The sequence below is a fragment of the Dolichospermum sp. UHCC 0352 genome (assembly GCF_009711925.1).
Taxonomy (GTDB): Bacteria; Cyanobacteriota; Cyanobacteriia; order Cyanobacteriales; family Nostocaceae; genus Dolichospermum; species Dolichospermum lemmermannii.
In genome coordinates, this window is sequence record NZ_VIKY01000210.1 from 1 (window position 1) to 608 (window position 608).

A 608-nucleotide genomic window follows, 5' to 3' on the forward strand; every position below is an offset into this window, starting at 1 on the left:
GGGACTGAAAAACTAAATACTTGGAAATCTAACGAACTTGATTTAATTGCTTTGCGTTTGGGACAACTACGCTCTGACTTGTGGAATGAGTTCGGGTCGTTGAAAGCCTGGGGTGTGTCTAAATTTGAGATTGACAAACAGCTACGCACATCGAAAGACAAGTATCAATTACCTGCTAAGTTATGGGATTCAACCCTCTACGATGTAATTGATGATATCCACTTGGTTCAGGCTGCTTGTGTCGAAAAGGTGATGAAATATTTGGGTCAATCGTTCCAATCGTTCCCATCTAAAAAAGGGGTTTTACAACTTACATTAGAAAGTCGTGAATGGTTGGAACACCCCAAACTTTGCACATTGATGAGAAAGTTTTGGGATCGAGGTCACACAAAAGTTTGTAACCAAATTATTCTTAGGGCTTTTGATACTAAAATAGACGATAAAGGTGTGGTGTGGTTGCGTTTTGGTGGACTAACTCCATGTCAAACCCTCAAGTTACCAACGACTTTACCGACGGAAGTAAAATGTCAGTTAAGGCTAATCAAGCGTAATTGCAGATGGGAAATACATTACACGACTGACATCCAAAAAGCTGAAAAAAAGACTCA

At 39.8% G+C, this 608-nt stretch carries 1 pseudogene; it reads left to right on the forward strand.

Going from position 1 to position 608, the window contains the following annotated elements:
- A pseudogene (locus tag FJR06_RS14565) lies at positions 1-608 on the forward strand (addiction module component); the annotation flags it as partial.